Annotated in this window: 12 protein-coding genes and 1 pseudogene; 9 read left to right on the top strand and 4 right to left on the bottom strand. The window is 54.7% G+C overall.

What is annotated here, in order from left to right:
• Positions 1–15: 15 nt before the first annotated feature.
• The 3 genes from EAE_RS22295 to EAE_RS22285 form a co-directional block, all read right to left on the bottom strand.
• On the bottom strand, positions 16–2,136 hold the full coding sequence (locus EAE_RS22295; protein WP_047079264.1) for a TonB-dependent siderophore receptor: 2,121 nt from the start codon (positions 2,134–2,136) through the stop codon (positions 16–18).
• A 223-nt stretch (positions 2,137–2,359) separates the two neighbouring features.
• Complete coding sequence (locus tag EAE_RS22290) at positions 2,360–4,093, bottom strand: alpha,alpha-trehalase (protein WP_015705837.1); 1,734 nt, start codon at positions 4,091–4,093, stop codon at positions 2,360–2,362.
• 123 nt (positions 4,094–4,216) lie between these two features.
• Positions 4,217–4,987: an AraC family transcriptional regulator gene (locus tag EAE_RS22285; protein ID WP_015705836.1), complete on the bottom strand. Its 771-nt coding sequence runs from the start codon at positions 4,985–4,987 to the stop codon at positions 4,217–4,219.
• A 91-nt stretch (positions 4,988–5,078) separates the two neighbouring features.
• Between EAE_RS22285 and EAE_RS22280 the strand changes: the two genes are divergently transcribed.
• The 7 genes and pseudogenes from EAE_RS22280 to tdcG all read left to right on the top strand — a co-directional run bounded on the left by EAE_RS22280 (position 5,079) and on the right by tdcG (position 15,201).
• Complete coding sequence (locus EAE_RS22280; RefSeq protein WP_015705835.1) at positions 5,079–6,215, top strand: MFS transporter; 1,137 nt, start codon at positions 5,079–5,081, stop codon at positions 6,213–6,215.
• 592 nt (positions 6,216–6,807) lie between these two features.
• Complete coding sequence (gene tdcA / locus EAE_RS22275; protein WP_015366078.1) at positions 6,808–7,746, top strand: transcriptional regulator TdcA; 939 nt, start codon at positions 6,808–6,810, stop codon at positions 7,744–7,746.
• A gap of 94 nt (positions 7,747–7,840) precedes the next feature.
• Positions 7,841–8,830 carry a bifunctional threonine ammonia-lyase/L-serine ammonia-lyase TdcB gene (tdcB, locus tag EAE_RS22270; RefSeq protein WP_015366079.1) on the top strand — a complete coding sequence of 330 codons (990 nt, stop codon included), beginning with the start codon at positions 7,841–7,843 and terminating at the stop codon, positions 8,828–8,830.
• Positions 8,831–8,851: 21 nt separating this feature from the next.
• Positions 8,852–10,184, top strand: a pseudogene (gene tdcC, locus EAE_RS22265) (threonine/serine transporter TdcC).
• 29 nt (positions 10,185–10,213) lie between these two features.
• On the top strand, positions 10,214–11,422 hold the full coding sequence (gene tdcD / locus EAE_RS22260; RefSeq protein ID WP_015705833.1) for a propionate kinase: 1,209 nt from the start codon (positions 10,214–10,216) through the stop codon (positions 11,420–11,422).
• A 33-nt stretch (positions 11,423–11,455) separates the two neighbouring features.
• Complete coding sequence (pflB, locus tag EAE_RS22255) at positions 11,456–13,750, top strand: formate C-acetyltransferase (protein ID WP_015705832.1); 2,295 nt, start codon at positions 11,456–11,458, stop codon at positions 13,748–13,750.
• 86 nt (positions 13,751–13,836) lie between these two features.
• Positions 13,837–15,201 (top strand): L-serine ammonia-lyase, encoded by a 1,365-nt coding sequence (gene tdcG, locus EAE_RS22250; protein WP_015705831.1) that lies wholly within the window; start codon positions 13,837–13,839, stop codon positions 15,199–15,201.
• A 4-nt stretch (positions 15,202–15,205) separates the two neighbouring features.
• On the opposite strand, the gene EAE_RS22245 is transcribed toward tdcG, so the two are convergent.
• Entirely contained in the window at positions 15,206–15,892 is a 687-nt protein-coding gene (locus tag EAE_RS22245) for an RluA family pseudouridine synthase (protein ID WP_015705830.1), read from the bottom strand.
• A gap of 191 nt (positions 15,893–16,083) precedes the next feature.
• Between EAE_RS22245 and EAE_RS22240 the strand changes: the two genes are divergently transcribed.
• The gene (locus EAE_RS22240; RefSeq protein ID WP_150377912.1) at positions 16,084–16,872 is read left to right on the top strand and encodes an ABC transporter ATP-binding protein; all 789 of its coding nucleotides are present in this window, start codon (positions 16,084–16,086) and stop codon (positions 16,870–16,872) included.
• A 15-nt stretch (positions 16,873–16,887) separates the two neighbouring features.
• Positions 16,888–17,844, top strand: coding sequence for an ABC transporter substrate-binding protein (locus EAE_RS22235; RefSeq protein WP_015705828.1), 957 nt, complete (start codon positions 16,888–16,890; stop codon positions 17,842–17,844).

The following is a 17,844-nucleotide window of genomic DNA, read 5'->3' as shown; positions in this document are numbered from 1 at the left end:
CCGGAGGCAACGTTGTCAGAAATCGTAGCCCACGGTTGCCGTGACGCTGCGTTCAGCCCCCCAGTAACAGTTGCCGGTGCCGTAGCAGCCGGAAAGATATTCACGATCGCCGATATTATTCGCGTTAACCTGGATATAGGCGCCTTTCATCGCTGTCGACCACGCTCCGAGGTCGGCGCGCGCCATCGCATCTAGCAGGGTGACTGACGGTAAACGTTCGGTATTGGCGTCATCAGCCCACTGTTTACCGATATAGCGCACGCCCGCGCCAACAGTAATGCCCGCCGGCAATTGATAGCGCGCCCAGAACGAGGCCATCTGATCTGGCGACAGCTGCGGCGTATTACTATCGGTGCCGTCTTTCGTGTCCTGGAAGCGCAGGCGATTCCAGGTATAAGAGGCGATAGTGCTCAATTGCGGCGTAATCTGGTTATGTGCTTCCAGCTCTACGCCCTGCGAATGCACTTTCCCGGCGGGAATATAGGTGGCGGTGGCAATGTTCGGGTCGCGGGTGGCGACATCCTTTTGCATCAAGTCGTATATCGCGATGCTATACAAATCGCTGCTGCCCGGCGGCTGGAATTTCAGGCCTGCCTCTACCTGTTCGGCGGTGGTAGGTTTTAATAACGTACCATCGGCGCCCGGCAGCATCGCCGGGGTAATCGCCTGGCTGTAGCTTAAGTAGGGCGAAAGGCCGTTATCGAGCGCGTACAGCAGCGAGGCGCGGCCGCTGATGTGATCGTCGGAGCGGCGGTTCGACGTGCCTGAGGTGTCGCTTACCTGCTGTGAAACGATGCGGTCGTAGCGCCCGGAAATATCAAGATGCCAGCGGTTCCATACCATTTCATCCTGCAGATAAAATCCGGTCTGGTAATAACGGCGATTATTATTATCGCTGTAGGTGATGGTATGCCCGGTTTGCGGCGTATAGCCGGTGAACGGATTGAGCGGCGCCGCGTTGCCGGCGCCGGTCCACAAATCGTTGCGGAAGCGATGATACTCAGCGCCGAGGATCAGCGTATGCGCCAGTTCACCGGTCGTAAAATCGGCGCGCAGGCGGTTATCGGTTGACCAGGCGTCCAGCGACCCGCGGGAACCGCTGTAGCCGCGGGAAAGCATGTCGCTGTCACCTACCCAGCCAACCTGATAAACCTGATCCAGCGAGACATTTGTATGGGTATAGCTGCCCGCGGAGTAGGCCGACCAGACATCGTTAAACTGGTGGTTGAACTCGTAGCTGTAGATCTGTTCGCGGCGCTGGTAGCCATCACCCGGATCGCCTTCATTGGTGCTGGGTGAAAGTTTACGGCCGTTGTGCGCGTAACGGGTGCCATCCAGCGGCAGAGAGCCGTGGTAGCCGCCTGAGGGATCTTTTTGCAGGTAGGCGCGCAACAGCAGTGAAGTATCGCTATCCGGCTGCCACAGCAAGGAAGGTGAAATCGCGTAGCGCTCTTCGCGGGTATGGTCATACTGCGTATCGCTGCTGCGGGTCATGCCGATGAGCCGCCAGGCCCACTGGTCATTGATGGCGTCGGTATAGTCAAAGGCCGCGCCCTTGGTATTTTGCGTGCCGCCGGTCAGGCGAAAGTGACCCTGCTGGCTGAACTGCGGCCGTTTGGAGGTCAAATTAACCACCCCGCCCGGTACGCTCTGGCCATAAAGGGCGGAAGAGGGGCCGCGGATGACGTCGACGCGCTCAATAAACCATGGGTCGATCTGCAGCACGTTATGGCTGCCGCCGTCGCTCATCAGGCGCATGCCGTCAAGGAACAGGTTATCGACGTCGCCGCCGTGGTAGCCGCGCAGCGAGATGGTATCAAAGCGCGTCGCGCCGCCGCCAAAACTGGAATAAACCCCCGGCGTATACTGGAGCGCCTGGCTTACGGTATTGGCGCCCTGATCGGCGATCTGCTGGCGGGTGATCACCGATACCGACTGAGCGGTAGTTATCAACGGCTGATCGGTTTTCGTGGCGCCGGTTGACGTTTTGGCGCTATAGCCTTGTGTCTGCGCGCTGGCGGAGTCGTCAGGCTTTGCGGTAACGATTAGAGTATCTTCCGCCTGCGCGGCGAGAGGGAAGGCGGCCGCGAGGGCGCACACCAGCGCGGAGCGTTTGAAGTAAACAGAGGAGATCATGCCATAATCCTGAATAGCGCGGTCTGGCACTCCTGTGCGCCGCCGCGGAAATAAACGAAATGCTTTTTCGTTAAAAATAATGCGAATTATTATCGTTTGCTTTTGCATGATCAAGCAAAATAGTCCTCCTCAGAGCAAGAAGACATTTTGCTGGCTGTCGAGCGGATGGTGGGGTGACGTCGATGGGAAAAGCGCGGCGAAGATATCGCCGCGCGCAGGGGGATTACTGGGCTTTTTTCTCCGCAGCCGCCACGGCATCGTTCGCGGCTGGCTGTTGGCCGGTGGCGCTTTCTGTCTGCGTCGGCGGGGTCGCCGGCAGGGCATCGCACGGTTTTTCCTGCGGGCAAACCAGGTCGAGCATCTTTAACGTCACGCCATTGGTCCAGCCAAAGCCGTCCTGCAGCGGGTATTCACCGCCGCCGCCGCCGGTACCCGTTGAACTCACGTCATATTTCTCTACCAGCTTCTGCTTGCTGTCATAGGTGTGCTGGACGTTGCTGAGGAAGCGCCAGGTGACCTCCATGGCCACCTTTTTCTGACCGTAGTTCTGCAGGCCTTCCACCGCCACCCACTGCAGCGGCGCCCAGCCGTTTGGCGCGTCCCATTGCTGGCCGCTATTGACCGTGGTCGTGGTGAGGCCGCCGGGCTTCAGCAGGCGGCTTTCGGCGGCGGCGGCGACTTTCGCGGCGCGTTCGCTGGAGGCCGCTTTGACGTACAGCGGGAACAGCGCCGCGGCGGTCAGCTGATTACGGACTTTATGGCTCTTCAGATCGTAATCGGCATACCAGCCTTCTTTATCGTTCCACAGATATTTTTCCAGCGCTTTCTGACGGGCGTTCGCTAGCGCATCGTACTGTCCGGCTTTGGCGCTGTCGCCAGCGGCCTTACTGGCGCGGGCGATGGTTTTTTCCATGTGGAACATCAGCGCATTGAGATCGACAGGAAGGATGCTGGTGGTGCGGATAGTCCCCAATTGCTGCGGATTATCCATCCAGCGAGAGCTGAAGTCCCATCCGGAAGCCGCGGCGGAACGTAGGTCGCGATAGATTTCGGTGGCCGGGCGGTTAGGATTGTTTTTGGCGGTGGTGACATCGTCCAGCCAGGACTCCGGGCGCGGCGTATCGTTATCATCCCAGTAGCGGTTAAGCAGCGCGCCATCTTCCATACGCACCACGCGTTTATTGGCTTTGCCGGGCGTTAGCGCATCGGCGCCTTCCATCCAATAGCGATACTCTTTTTCCATCTGCGGCAGCCAGGTCTTCAGCGCCCGATCGCCATCGTGGCTGGCCAGCAGCTCAACCATAAAGGAGAAGAACGGCGGCTGCGAACGGCTCAGATAGTAGCTGCGGTTGCCGTTTGGAATATGGCCCCAGCGGTCTATTTCGGCGGCGAAGTTGGCCACCATGTCTTCCACTTTATCCCAGTGCCCGCTTTCGGCGAGGCCCAGCATGGTGAAATAACTATCCCAGTAATAAACCTCGCGGAAGCGTCCACCGGGTACCACATAAGGTTTAGGCAGCGGCAGCAGCGAATCCCATTTCTCGACCTCGACGGTGCTGCGGGTTAATACTGGCCATAGCCCATCGATGTGTTGACGCAGGGTTTGTCCTTTCGGGGGTACGTATTGATCGTTATCACGCGGCAGGGTGAAGTTGATCTCAACGAAATGGCGCAGATCGAAGCTGGCCTGGCTTTTTTGCATTCGATAGTCGGCAAGGATCATCAGCGGATCGCTGTTCGGTACCGCATCAGCGAAGGTTTTTTGGTCAGGGAATAGTTTCGCGCTCTGCACGTCGTTAAACAGCGGGCCTAATAGTTCATCAGGCGATTGCGGTACCGGGGAGGTGTTGTCATCTGCCTGCGCGGCGAATGTCGCCAGGCTTAATATTGCGCCTCCCAGTGCCAGTCGAATAAGGTAGGTCAGGGTTTCCGGGCGACGTAGAACCGATCTCGTCATCGATAATTCTCCATTTTTGCGTTTTGCTGACTTCGCGCCACTGCGAACGGCCATCAGAAAACCTTAGCCGAATATCGGCCGCTACGCGTGTTGGAGTTAACATTTTGGCCGAAAACAGACTATTTACCTGGCGATGTATTGTCCGGGGGTTTTGCCGGTCTGGCTGCGGAAAAAGTAGATAAAGGCGCTATCGCTGGCAAACTCCAGCGCCTGGGCGACATCCGTAATGCGTTGACCGCTGGCCAATAGCTCAACGGCTTTCATCAACCGCCACTGTTGGCGCCACTGCTGATATGACATGCCGGTTTCACGTTGAAACAGGCGGCTGATGGTCTTTTCTCCGGCGCCGCATTGCGCCGCCAGTTGCTGAAGCTGCGGCGGGTGCCCATGGCCGTTGAGATGGCGCAGACGTTTATCCTGCGGCAGCGTTAGCATCATCGGCTCATGTTTTGCCGCGCCGATTTCCGCCACGCAGAGCGCCGCCAGGTGCCGGGCCGGACCCTGTTGCCAGTCAGTATCCCACAGGCTGGCGCTAATGCGTTCGAGCAACTCGCGCAGCAGCGGGGTAACGTTGAGGATGGCCGGGGCGGCGGGTAGCTCGGGATAATGCGTATTGGCGAACCACACCGAACGGTAATCAACGATGTGCTGCATTTGGGCGCGGTGCGTCACGCCTGCGGGGATCCACGCCGCGCGGGTCGGCGGTAACATACACAATAGCGCGCCATCATTTAGCGTCAGCCGGATACAACCCTGACGGGTAAATAACATCTGCCCCATTTGATGACGATGCAGACCGTCGTCATGATCGCCGTTAAGCGTGGATTGCACGCCAATCAGCGGCGCACTGAGCGTATCAGGGTCAAAGGATGCATCCGCGCTGAGCCATGCCATAATGTCTGATTCTCGATGTTAAATGTCATTATATTTATAATCGCCGTTTTTGCCGCTCCCTACAATGGCGCCTTTGACGAGGGAGGTGGATATGTTAAGTCGTTCGGCGATGGCGCTGGTTACCGCATTACTCATGTTTCCGCAAATCGCGGAAACTATCTATAGCCCGGCGCTGACTGATATCAGCGCCCATTTTTCCGTTAGCGCCGCCGATGCGGCGCAGACGCTGGCGGTCTATTTTATCGGCTTTGCCGTTGGCGTGCTGTTCTGGGGCTGGTTCAGCGACCGGCGCGGGCGGCGGCCGGCGTTATTGCTCGGTCTGGCGGTGTATACCGCAGGTTGTATGCTGGCGCTGGCGGCGCCAGATTTTAGCGTACTGCTGGCGGCTCGTATCGTGGCGGCTTTCGGCGCGGCAATCGGGTCGGTGGTTGGGCAAACGGTGCTGCGGGATGCGTTTGATGGCCGGAGGTTGGCGGCGATCTTTTCTTTTGTCGGCATGGCGCTGGCTATCAGCCCGGCAATTGGCGTTTATCTTGGCGGCGTGCTGACGGCCTGGCGCGGAATGAACGGCGTCTTCGGCGCACTGGCGTTGCTTGCGGCGGCGCTGTTGCTGCTGTGCGCGGTGATCATACCGGAAACCCGGCCGCCGCGAACGGGGGATCAGGCGCTCTGGCCGTTAATGCTGCGCATGCTGGCGGATGCGAAAATCCGTTTTGCGGTGGCGCTGGTGGCGGCACTGAATATCGGTTTGTTCAGCTATTACAGCCAGGGGCCTTTCCTTTTTGCCCGCCTGGGACTGGATGCGCGGACCTTTGGCTATAGCGGCATGGCGCTGGCGGCAGGGGCGTTGGTTGGCGCGCAGGGCAATCGTTTGTTGCTGCGACGTGGAGCAGGGCAGCGGCCTATTTTTATCTGTGCCGGTCTGCTGTTATTGCTCGCCAGCGCAGGCGTATGCCTGTTAGCGGATTCACGGTTCTTTTTGCTGCCGATGATCGCAGTGGCGACAGCCTATGCCATGGCGATCCCCGTAGTGCTGGGAACGGCGCTTAGCGACTACGCTGATTGTCGTGGTAGCGCCGGAGCGCTGTTCGGCCTGACCTATTATTTGGTTATCGGCTTGGGGCTGGCATTCGTGGGGTGGGGGCAATCGCTCGGCGTCGCGTTGGCTATCTGTGCGGTGATTTGCGCGTTAACCGGTTGGTGTTATCTGCGATACATTGATGATTAGTTTCTGGATTTGTGATGATTAGCACAAATCACTATTTAGCAGGTTTGTGAGTGGATGAAAAATCGATATTGATTTTAATCAAGGAATTACCTGCTATAAAATAGCTAAAAAATGAGGTTAAAATAATGTTGTAAATGATAATTCATTGTTTGTTTTTGTTTTCAACTTAATTAATTAAATATATCTTTACATACAAATAAAGCGAAAAATTGTGACCTCATCCCGTAATAAATCGAAATAAATACAGTTTTCTCATTTTATTTGATTGTTTACACCTGAGTTTTAATCAGGAATTAATGTGAAATATCTCCTTTTATTGCTTGAAAATTACCCTTTCCCTGCTCGCATTTAGCTTAAAAATTAACCTTTTTTATCCCCATAAATATTTTTTATCCCCTCATGTTTCTTTGACTAAAATCATGCTTAATTTCATGTTTTTATTTTTATCTTATTGATTTTAATTGCTTTGTTTTGTTTCATGGATGAGGTTGATTATAGGTGAAAGTGCTTTGTGAGTGGTCTCACACAACCATCGGATCATCATTTGATACACTTTCCGCCGTCAACAAAGTCATTAACGTGGATAACCAATATGAATACTATTCCGCTCCCTAAAACTCAGCACCTGGTTGTATTCCAGGAGGTGATCAGAAGTGGTTCGATTGGTTCGGCAGCGAAAGAGTTAGGATTAACTCAACCTGCAGTCAGTAAAACGATTAATGATATTGAAGACTATTTCGGCACTGAGCTTATTGTCCGTAAAAATACCGGTGTTACGTTGACGGAGGCCGGACAGGTGCTGTTGAGCTGGTCGGAGTCGATTACCCGCGAAATGAAAAATATGGTTAACGAAATGAACAGCATGACCTGCAGCACCGTCGTTGACGTCTCTTTCGGTTTCCCGTCGCTGATCGGCTTCACTTTTATGTCGGATATGATCCATAAATTCAAAAAGTTATTTCCCAAAGCACAGGTCTCGATGTACGAAGCGCAGCTTTCATCGTTCCTGCCGGCGATTCGCGATGGCCGTCTCGATTTCGCCATCGGCACGTTGAGCGATGAGATGAAGCTGCACGATCTGCATGTCGAACCGCTATTTGAATCGGAGTTCGTGCTGGTGGCCAGCAAATCGCGAACGCGCAGCGGCAGTGCCACGCTGGCATCGTTACAGCACGAACAGTGGGTATTGCCGCAAACTAATATGGGTTACTACAGTGAACTCCTCGCCACGCTTCAACGCAGCGGCATCAACAATGAAAACATCGTTAAAACAGACTCTGTCGTTACTATTTATAATCTTGTTCTCAATGCTGATTTCCTGACGGTTATTCCTTGTGATATGACCGCACCTTTTGGCTCTAATCAATTTATTACCATTCCTGTCGAGGATGCGTTACCGGTGGCGCATTATGCTGCAGTGTGGTCGAAAAATTATCGCATTAAAAGCGCGGCCTCGGCGTTAGTTGAATTAGCGAAAGAATATTCAGCCCATAGCGGCTGCCGACGACGACAATTAATTACCGTGGACTAATTGTCTTTTTATATTGATTGAAAATTAAGCTGCGATCTGTTTATCAATCGCTGCCCATTAACGCTATTTTTTAATTCCAGGTTAAGAGGTTCTCATGCATATTACATACGATCTTCCGGTTGCTATTGAAGATATCCTCGAAGCGAAAAAAAGATTGGCAGGTAAAATATATAAAACGGGGATGCCGCGCTCAAATTATTTCAGTGAACGATGCAAAGGCGAAATATTCCTTAAGTTTGAAAATATGCAGCGCACCGGTTCTTTTAAAATTCGCGGCGCGTTTAATAAACTTAGCTCGCTGACCGATGCCGAAAAGCGCAAAGGCGTGGTGGCGTGTTCCGCCGGTAACCATGCGCAGGGCGTTTCGCTCTCCTGCGCTATGCTCGGTATTGACGGCAAAGTGGTGATGCCGAAAGGCGCGCCAAAATCGAAAGTTGCCGCCACCTGCGACTATTCGGCGGAAGTGGTGCTACATGGCGATAACTTTAACGACACCATCGCCAAAGTCAGCGAAATTGTCGAAATGGAAGGGCGTATATTTATTCCTCCCTACGATGACCCGAAAGTGATAGCCGGGCAGGGGACTATTGGTCTCGAGATCATGGAGGATTTATATGATGTCGATAACGTTATTGTGCCGATTGGCGGCGGCGGTTTAATTGCCGGCATCGCGGTGGCGATTAAATCGATTAACCCGACTATTCGTATTATTGGCGTACAGTCGGAAAACGTTCACGGCATGGCGGCCTCGTATTACGCCGGAGAAATTACCAATCATCGCACTAATGCCACCCTTGCTGACGGTTGCGACGTTTCTCGTCCGGGAAATATTACCTATCAGATTGTTCGTGAATTAGTCGACGATATTGTGCTGGTCAGCGAAGACGAAATTCGCAACAGTATGGTCGCACTTATTCAACGCAATAAAGTGATTACCGAAGGGGCCGGGGCGTTAGCCTGTGCCGCATTATTAAGCGGTAAGCTGGACAGCTATATCCAGAACCGAAAAACCGTCAGCATTATTTCCGGCGGTAATATCGACCTGTCTCGCGTATCGCAAATTACTGGTTTAGTTGACGCTTAATCTTTTTGATGAGGATAGGATATGAGTACTACAGATAGCATTGTATCCAGCCAGACAAAAGAGTCGTCCTGGCGCAAATCGGACACCACCTGGACCCTGGGCTTATTCGGCACCGCCATTGGCGCCGGGGTATTATTCTTCCCGATCCGCGCCGGCTTCGGCGGCCTGATCCCCCATCTTACTGATGTTAGTGCTGGCCTACCCGATCGCCTTCTATTGCCACCGGGCGCTGGCGCGGCTGTGCCTATCCGGCTCAAATCCTTCCGGCAACATCACCGAAACGGTAGAAGAGCACTTTGGTAAAACCGGCGGGGTGGTGATTACCTTCCTTTATTTCTTTGCGATTTGCCCGCTGCTGTGGATTTACGGCGTGACAATCACTAATACCTTTATGACCTTCTGGGAAAACCAGCTGCAGTTGCCGGCGCTGAACCGTGGTTTTGTCGCGCTGTTCCTGCTGCTGCTAATGGCGTTCGTCATCTGGTTCGGTAAAGACCTGATGGTGAAAGTGATGAGCTATCTGGTATGGCCATTTATCGCCAGCCTGGTGCTGATTTCGCTGTCGCTGATCCCTTACTGGAACTCCGCGGTCATCGATCAGGTGAATTTAAGCGAGATCTCGCTGACCGGTCACGATGGCATTCTGGTGACCGTCTGGTTGGGTATTTCGATTATGGTGTTCTCGTTTAACTTCTCGCCTATTGTCTCTTCATTCGTGGTTTCCAAGCGCGAAGAGTATGAAAAAGAGTTTGGTCGCGAGTTCACCGAGCGCAAATGTTCTCAGATTATCTCTCGCGCCAGCATGCTGATGGTGGCCGTGGTAATGTTCTTTGCCTTCAGCTGCCTGTTTACTCTGTCGCCGCAGAATATGGCCGATGCCAAGGCGCAGAATATCCCGGTGCTCTCATACCTGGCGAACCACTTCGCCTCGCTGTCCGGCACCAAATCCACCTTTGCCACGGTGCTTGAATATGGCGCGTCAATCATTGCGCTGGTGGCGATTTTCAAATCTTTCTTCGGCCACTATCTCGGCACGCTGGAAGGCCTGAACGGTCTGGTGCTGAAGTTTGGCTACAAAGGCGATAAAACCCGCGTTTCCAGCGGCAAGCTCAACACCATCAGCATGATTTTTATCATGGGCTCAACGTGGATTGTCGCCTACGCCAACCCGAACATTCTCGACCTGATTGAAGCGATGGGCGCGCCGATTATTGCCTCGCTGCTGTGCCTGCTGCCGATGTACGCCATTCGTAAAGCGCCATCGTTGGCGAAATATCGCGGCCGCCTGGACAACGTCTTCGTCACGGTAATCGGTCTGCTGACCATTCTGAACATCGTTTACAAACTGTTTTAATTAAGCTCAGGACGAGCGGAGTGATCGACATGAATGAATATCCGGTAGTACTGGTCATTAACTGCGGCTCGTCTTCAATTAAATTTTCAGTACTTGATGCCGCCAGCTGTGAAGTATTAATGGCTGGTATTGCAGATGGCATTAATTCTGAAAATGCGTTCCTGTCAATAAATGGTGGAGAGCCGGCTAAGCTGGCTCACCGCAGCTATGAGGGCGCATTGAAGGCGATCGCATTTGAATTAGAAAAACGCGATTTAGTTGATAGCGTGGCGTTAATTGGCCACCGTATCGCGCACGGCGGCAGTATATTTACCGAATCGGTGATCATTACCGATGACGTTATCGACAATATTCGCCAGGTGTCGCCGCTGGCGCCGCTACATAATTACGCCAATCTCAGCGGTATTGAATCAGCGCAGCAGTTATTCCCCGGCGTACTGCAGGTGGCGGTGTTTGATACCAGCTTTCATCAGACGCTGGCGCCAGAGGCATTTCTTTACGGCCTGCCGTGGGACTATTACCAGCGCTTGGGCGTGCGTCGCTATGGTTTCCACGGCACCTCGCACCGTTATGTGGCTCAGCGTGCGCTGGCGCTGCTTGATTTACCCGAGCAGGATAGCGGGCTGGTCATTGCTCATCTTGGCAACGGCGCGTCGATTTGTGCGGTACGCAACGGCCACAGCGTGGACACCTCGATGGGCATGACGCCGTTGGAAGGCCTGATGATGGGTACCCGCAGCGGGGATGTCGATTTTGGCGCGATGGCGTGGATTGCCAGCGAAACTAACCAGACGCTCAGCGATCTGGAACGCGTGGTGAATAAGGAGTCCGGATTGTTGGGGATATCCGGATTGTCATCCGACCTGCGGGTGCTGGAAAAAGCCTGGCATGAGGGGCATGAACGCGCGCGGTTGGCGATTAAAACCTTTGTGCATCGTATCGCCCGCCACATTGCGGGTCATGCCGCCTCGCTACGCCGCCTTGACGCGATTATTTTTACCGGCGGCATCGGCGAAAATTCGGTATTAATCCGCCAACTGGTGATTGAGCATTTAGCGGTATTTGGCGTCAGCCTGAACGATGCGTTAAATAAACAACCCAACTCCGCCGGTGAACGCATTATCTCTTCCCGCGAGGCTCGAGTGATATCTGCAGTCATACCCACCAATGAAGAGAAGATGATTGCGCTCGATGCTATTCATTTAGGCAAAATTAATGCATCCCTGGAATTTGCTTAATTACGTTGTTGTCCTGTAGAGAGATTATTTTTCATGAAGGTAAATATCGATACCAGCGATATGCTGTACGCCGAAGCATGGCACGGATTTAACGGTACGGACTGGAAAGAAGAAATTAATGTCCGTGACTTTATTCAGCACAACTATACGCCATATACCGGGGATGAATCGTTCCTCGCACAGGCGACGCCGGCGACGACCGCGCTGTGGGAAAAAGTGATGGCCGGCATTCGCGTAGAGAACGCCACCCACGCGCCGGTTGATTTTGATACCAATATCGCCACCACCATTACCGCTCACGATGCCGGCTATATCGACCAGGCGCTGGAGAAAATTGTCGGTCTGCAAACGGATAAACCGCTCAAGCGCGCGCTACATCCGTTTGGCGGCATTAACATGATTAAAAGCTCGTTTGATGCCTATGGCCGGGAAATGGATAGCCAGTTTGAATATCTGTTTAGCGAGCTGCGTAAAACCCACAATCAGGGGGTATTTGACGCCTATTCGCCCGATATGCTGCGCTGCCGTAAATCCGGCGTGTTGACTGGCCTGCCGGACGGCTATGGCCGCGGGCGTATTATTGGCGACTACCGCCGCGTGGCGCTATACGGCATTCGCTACCTGGTGCGTGAACGTGAGCTGCAGTTTGCCGATCTGCAGGCAACGCTCGAGCGCGGGCAGGATCTGGAAGCCACTATTCGTCTGCGTGAAGAGCTGGCGGAGCACCGCCGCGCGCTGCTGCAAATGCAGGAGATGGCGGCGAAATATGGCTGTGATATCTCCCGCCCGGCGCGCAACGCCCAGGAAGCGGTACAGTGGTTGTACTTCGCCTATCTGGCGGCGGTGAAATCGCAAAACGGCGGCGCGATGTCGCTTGGGCGCACCGCCTCTTTCCTCGATATCTATATCGAGCGCGACTTCCACGCCGGGATCCTCAATGAACAACAGGCCCAGGAGCTGATCGACCACTTCATTATGAAGATCCGCATGGTGCGTTTCCTGCGTACGCCGGAATTCGACACGCTGTTCTCCGGCGATCCCATCTGGGCAACCGAAGTAATTGGCGGGATGGGGCTGGATGGCCGCACGCTGGTGACTAAAAACTCTTTCCGCTATCTGCATACGTTGCACACCATGGGCCCGGCGCCGGAACCTAACCTTACCGTATTGTGGTCTGAAGCGCTGCCGATTGCCTTTAAGAAATACGCCGCCCAGGTTTCGATCGTCACTTCCTCGCTACAGTATGAAAACGATGACCTGATGCGCGCCGATTTCAACAGTGATGATTACGCCATTGCCTGCTGCGTCAGCCCGATGGTCATCGGCAAACAGATGCAGTTCTTCGGCGCGCGCGCCAACCTCGCCAAAACGCTGCTGTACGCAATCAATGGCGGGGTGGATGAGAAACTCAAAATCCAGGTCGGGCCGAAAACCGCGCCGCTGATGGACGACGTGCTGGATTACGACAAAGTGATGGCCAGCCTCGATCATTTTATGGATTGGCTGGCGGTGCAGTACATCAGCGCGCTGAACATCATTCATTACATGCATGATAAATACAGTTATGAAGCCTCGCTGATGGCGCTGCACGACCGCGATGTATACCGCACCATGGCCTGCGGGATTGCCGGTCTGTCGGTGGCGGCGGATTCGCTTTCGGCTATTAAGCACGCGAAGGTGAAACCCATCCGTGACGACAGCGGCCTGGCGATCGATTTTGAGATTGAAGGCGATTATCCGCAGTATGGCAATAACGATCGGCGCGTTGATAGTATCGCCTGCGATCTCGTTGAACGTTTCATGAAGAAAATTAAGGTGTTGCCGACCTACCGTAACGCGGTGCCGACGCAGTCGATTCTGACGATTACCTCAAACGTGGTGTACGGTCAGAAAACTGGTAATACCCCGGATGGCCGCCGCGCCGGTACGCCGTTTGCGCCGGGGGCAAATCCGATGCATGGCCGCGATCGTAAAGGGGCGGTCGCTTCGTTGACTTCCGTGGCTAAGTTGCCGTTCGCCTACGCGAAGGACGGAATCTCTTATACCTTCTCGATTGTCCCGGCGGCGTTAGGCAAAGAGGCGAGCGTCCGGCAAACCAACCTCGTCGGTCTGCTTGATGGCTACTTCCACCACGAAGAGCGGATCGAGGGCGGTCAGCATCTGAACGTCAACGTGATGAACCGCGAGATGCTGCTGGATGCCATAGCTCATCCGGAAAATTATCCGAACCTGACCATCCGCGTCTCTGGCTATGCGGTGCGCTTTAATGCGCTGACCCACGAACAGCAGCAGGATGTCATTTCGCGAACCTTCACCCAGGCGCTGTAACGCAACGGGGCGACGATCATGGTCGCCCCATTTTTTTCGTGGCTATGAAACCTGGTCTTCACTACACGGTAAACCGAGGTGTGAATATGATTAGCGCTTTCGATATTTTCAAAATTGGTATTGGCCCTTCGAGCTCCCATACGGTGGGGCCGATGAATGCAGGAAAAAGTTTTATCACCGAGCTGGCGACCCGCGGCAACCTGACGCAGACTACGCGCATTGTCGTCGATCTGTACGGTTCGCTATCGCTGACCGGCAAAGGACACGCGACCGATGTCGCCATCATCATGGGGCTGGCCGGAAATAGTCCGCAGGATGTTGATATTGACGCCATCCCGGCCTTTATTCAGCGGGTGACAGAGAGCGGCCGTCTGCCGGTGGCGAAGGGGAGCCGACAGGTCGATTTCCCGCTGCCGGAGAGCATCGTATTTCATGATAGCGCGCTGGCACGCCATGAGAACGGTATGCGCATCAGCGCCTGGGATCATCAGCAGCCGCTACTCAGCAAAACCTATTACTCAATTGGCGGCGGGTTTATCGTTGAGGAGGCATGTTTTGGCCAGACTCACGATGTTGCAACGCCGGTCCCCTTTGATTTCCGCTCCGCCCATCAACTGCTTCAGCTTTGCGAGCACAATGGCCTTTCGATTTCCGGTCTGATGATGCAAAACGAGCTGGCGCTGCGCGATAAGGGACAAATCGAGGCCGGTTTCGCCGCTATTTACGCGGTGATGCATAACGGTATTGAGCGGGGAATGAATACCGAGGGCGTACTGCCGGGGCCGCTCAACGTACCGCGCAGAGCGGCTGCGCTGCGCCGACAGCTGGTGGCCAGCGACAGCCTTTCCCGCGACCCGATGAACGTTATCGACTGGATCAATATGTTCGCGCTGGCGGTGAGCGAAGAGAACGCCGCCGGCGGCCGGGTCGTCACTGCGCCGACCAATGGCGCTTGCGGGATTATTCCGGCGGTTCTGGCCTATTACGACAAGTTTCGCCGCCCGGTCAATACCAACTCGATTGCCCGCTATCTGCTGGCTGCGGCGGCTATCGGTTCACTGTATAAGATGAATGCCTCTATATCTGGCGCAGAAGTTGGCTGTCAGGGCGAAATTGGCGTGGCCTGCTCTATGGCGGCGGCAGGGTTGACAGAACTGCTTGGCGGCAGCCCGGCGCAGGTATGCAACGCCGCGGAAATTGCGATGGAACATAACCTCGGTCTGACCTGCGATCCGGTGGCCGGACAGGTGCAAATTCCCTGCATCGAACGCAATGCCATCAATGCGGTGAAGGCGGTAAACGCCGCGCGGATGGCGCTCCGTCGTACCAGCGAGCCGCGGGTCTGTCTCGACAAGGTTATTGAGACGATGTATGAAACCGGCAAAGATATGAACGATAAATATCGCGAAACCTCGCGCGGCGGGCTGGCGATAAAAGTGATTTGCGCCTGACGAATCAAAAAGGACTGGGCTGGCGCGCCGCTATCGCTTTACCGCTGACCGGATGATGAAAATGCAGTTCACTGGCGTGGAGCATCAGGCGTGAGGCCTGATGCTCCACCAGCCCTCCGTAGAGATCGCAGCCGAGAATCGGATAGCCGAGATGCTGGCAGTGGATGCGTAGCTGATGGGTGCGTCCGGTTTCCGGCAGCAGCCGCACGCGCGTTACCGCCAGCGAACCACCGGCTATTGGCAACCATTCCCGTGATAGCACCTGATAGCGCGAGCGCGCCGGTTTACCATTACGCGCGCTAATCGCCATGCGCGGAAACAGCGCCGGATCCTTGGCAATCGGCGCGTCTATAATCCCTTCATCTTCCTCTGGATGTCCGCATAACAGGGCGTGATAGACCTTGCTTACCGCCCGCTGGCTGAACTGCTGACACAGCGCGGCGTTGATCGTTTTGTTACGTGCGACCACCATCAGCCCGGACGTCCCGAAATCGAGTCGATGCACCAGCGTGCATCCCGGAAAATCTCGCACCAGGCGATGATGAACTGAATCCTGGTTCTGCGGGTTCTTACCCGACAGGCTGAGCAGGCCGCTGGGTTTGTCGATCAACAACAAATGCGCGTCCTCGTAGAGGATCTTAATCTGCGCGGAACAAGGTGGGGCGATAAAGGTATCAATGACGGTGGACATGGGCAGGCGCTGCTTAAGGGTGAGGGGGGATGATAGCGAATCTCTGTCCGGAAGGCGACCTGGGAGTGTACGCTCCGGCACTGAAGACCTTTTTTAAAGTATTGCGATAACAAATTATGCAACCCCCTTTGCAGAGACGAGCTGGCTGTGGTACATAGTTGTTATGTTATAACATAATAAAATCGATAAGTATGCTTAAGAGTGATACTGAAATACTTAGCATCAAGGGGCTGAGTCTGACTGTCAAAAAGAGGACGGTAATACTTGACGGGATTCATTTCTCACTCCGAGCTGGGGAAAAGTTGGCGGTTATTGGACCTAACGGCAGCGGTAAGTCGAGCCTATTAAGAGCCATTATTGGCGAAGTCAATCCGGATAAAGGAACGCTGTACTGGCAGGGGTGTCAACTACGGCATCTGTCGCCACAAGCGCGCGCGCGGAATATTGCCTTCCTGTCGCAAAACGATATCCCCGATTTGCGCCTGACGGTGGAAGAGTATGTTCAATTGGGCCGTTTACCGTATCGCGAATCACCGTCCTCGGCGCAGGGACGGCGCATCGTGGATAGCGTTATTAGTGATACGGGTCTGCAGCCTTTACGCCATCGCCCGCTGGGCAACCTCTCCGGTGGTCAGCGTCAGCGCGCCGCGCTTGCCCGCGCGCTGGCGCAATCCCCCGAATTACTATTGCTGGATGAGCCGACCAATCACCTCGATCCGCTGGCGAGAAGCGAGTTGCTTACCCTGGTAAAGCGCACAGAGGTGGCGGTGATTGCGGTGTTACACGATCTTGCCGCGGCTGAAGCCTTTGCCGACCGAATGCTGGTTATCCACCACGGCAAGCAGGTGATTTGCGACGTACCCGAGGCTGCGCTGCACCCCAGCGTAAGCTATCCGGTTTTTGGCATGACCAGTTTTCGCGTGGCGCATCCCGTGAGCGGTAAAGCGCTGCGCATTTTTGAAGTTCCTCATCACGCTTAATGACCTCGAGTAAATATGAACAGACTTTTAACTATTTTATGGCTGCTGTTAAGTAGCCCGTTCGCGTTAGCGAATCCATTTCCCGTTACCGTGGACAGCTGCGGTAAACCCATCACCTTTAATCACCCCCCACAGCGTGCGGTAATTAACGATCTTAATATGGCGGAAATGGCCTTCGCGCTCGATCTCCAGGATCGGATTGTGGGGCTAACCGGCATCACCGGCTGGTATAAACTAACACCACAGTTCAAAGCAGCGATGGGGGCCATCCCCGAGCTGGCGCCTAAATACCCGTCGCTGGAAACGCTGCTGGCGGTCCGGCCGGACTTTTTCTTCGCCGGCTGGAACTACGGCATGAAAATTGGCGGCGATGTGACGCCGCAGACGCTGGCGCCATATGGGATTAACACGTTGGTATTGAGCGAGAGTTGCGTACAGGCCGGTGGGCAGGCAAAGAAAGCCGACATGAGTTTGCTTTATAACGATGAACTCAAGTTGGGTAAGATTTTTGGCAAGCAACAACAGGCCGAGGCGCTGGTGGAAGGGTGGAAACGTCGGCTGGCGAACCTGCCTGTCAGGCCAGCAAATACGCTGCCTCAGCGGGTCTTTGTCTATGACTCCGGCGAGGATAAACCCTTTACCAGCGGCAAGTACGGGATGCCGACGGCCATTATCGAGGCGGCCGGGGGACGCAACGTGATGGATACTCTGGACGCGAACTGGACCACGACGAGCTGGGAGGCGGTGGCGGCCAGCGAACCACAGGTGATTATTCTGCTCGATTACCAAACCGGCACGGGAACCGCGGCGCTGCAGCGTGTACTCGAATCTCATCCCCTGATGAAACAGACGCCCGCCGTCCGGCAGCAGCGTTATCTTAAGCTACAGTATGCTGAATTGACTCCGGGTCCGGCGAATATTGCGGCGGTTGAGAAGCTGGCGCACCTCTTATATGCCACGGACGTGAAATGA

Origin of the sequence: Klebsiella aerogenes KCTC 2190, assembly GCF_000215745.1 — a bacterium.
Classification (GTDB): Bacteria; Pseudomonadota; Gammaproteobacteria; order Enterobacterales; family Enterobacteriaceae; genus Klebsiella; species Klebsiella aerogenes.
Note: the sequence above shows the minus strand (reverse complement) of the source record. Positions and strands in the feature narration are given on the sequence as shown.